This is a genomic window from Variovorax sp. MHTC-1 (assembly GCF_003984645.1).
Taxonomy (GTDB): Bacteria; Pseudomonadota; Gammaproteobacteria; order Burkholderiales; family Burkholderiaceae_C; genus Variovorax.
The window spans coordinates 1-1,262 of the sequence record NZ_RWKI01000080.1 but is presented as its reverse complement, the minus strand read 5'-3'; the positions used below and the strand labels follow the sequence as shown (position 1 = coordinate 1,262).

Below are 1,262 nucleotides of genomic sequence, written 5' to 3'. Positions count from 1 at the left end.
CTTGCAGACCCACGAAACCCCCACCGATGCGCGGCCCTGACACATTCACCGAAGGCTTGTTCACCATGAGACGGCTGGACGACTTCGTTCCCGCTGACCATCCGCTGCGCCGCATCCGGGTGATGGTCAATGAGGCGTTGGCCAAGATGAACGAGTTGTTCTCTCGGATGTACGAGGCCGACGTCAAGGGCGGCCGCCCGAGCATCGCGCCGGAGAAGCTGCTTCGCGCAATGCTGTTGCAGATCCTGTTCAGCATCCGCTCGGAGCGCCAGCTCATGGAGCAAACCCAATACAACATGCTGTTTCGCTGGTTCATCGGCCTGGCGATGGACGACGCGGTGTGGGTGCCGACGGTGTTCAGCAAGAACCGCCAGCGCCTGATCGAGCATGACGCGGTGGTTGCCTTCTTCAACGAAGTGCTGGAGACGGCCGAGAACAGGGATTGGTTGTCGGGTGAGCACTTCAGCGTCGACGGCACGCTGATCCAGGCCTGGGCCGGGCACAAGAGCTTCATTCGCAAGGACGGTGGCGACGACGGCGACAGTGGCGAGGACTTCAAGGGGCAGCGACGCAGCAATGACACGCACGAATCGAAGACGGATCCCGATTCGAAGCTGTACCGCAAGGGCAAGACTGGCAGCGAACTGCGCTACATGGGGCACACGCTCACGGACAACCGTCACGGCCTGGTCGTCAACGCCATGGTCACGCAGGCCGACGGCTTTGCCGAACGCGAAGCGGCCAAGGTCATGATCAGGGACGCACGTCAAGCCACCGCGAGCCCGGATACCGAGCTCACGCTCGGTGCCGACAAGGGCTACGACGCGGCCGAGTTCATTGAGGCGCTGCATCGCATGAAGGTCACGCCGCATGTGGCGCAGAACAAATCGGGGCGCCGTTCGGCGGTGGCCGACGAGATCGCCCGGAGCGAGGGCTATGCGATCTCGCAGCGCAAGCGAAAGCTCATCGAGCAAGGCTTCGGCTGGGCCAAGTTCGTCGGCCCCATCCGGCAGGTGATGGTGCGCGGCATCGAGAAAGTCGACCAGTTGTTCGTGCTGACGATGGCCGCCTACAACTTGGTGCGCATGCGGACCTTGGCACAAGTCCGTCCGTTGGCCCCGTAGAGGGTCAACGAGAGCCAAAAACGGGCCTCCGAAGCGGGAAAACGGCGACGACAGCCAACCTGGAACGCAGAAATCGCCCAATCGCCTTGTCAGGCCGCAGGATGACTTCGGCGCGCTTGGTACTTCAGCAGCCTGCTA

At 62.7% G+C, this 1,262-nt stretch carries 1 protein-coding gene; it reads left to right on the top strand.

The features are described 5' to 3' along the window. Window positions 1–26: 26 nt before the first annotated feature. The gene (locus EJI01_RS28310; RefSeq protein WP_126840405.1) at window positions 27–1,124 is read left to right on the top strand and encodes an IS5 family transposase; all 1,098 of its coding nucleotides are present in this window, start codon (window positions 27–29) and stop codon (window positions 1,122–1,124) included. Window positions 1,125–1,262: the final 138 nt, after the last annotated feature.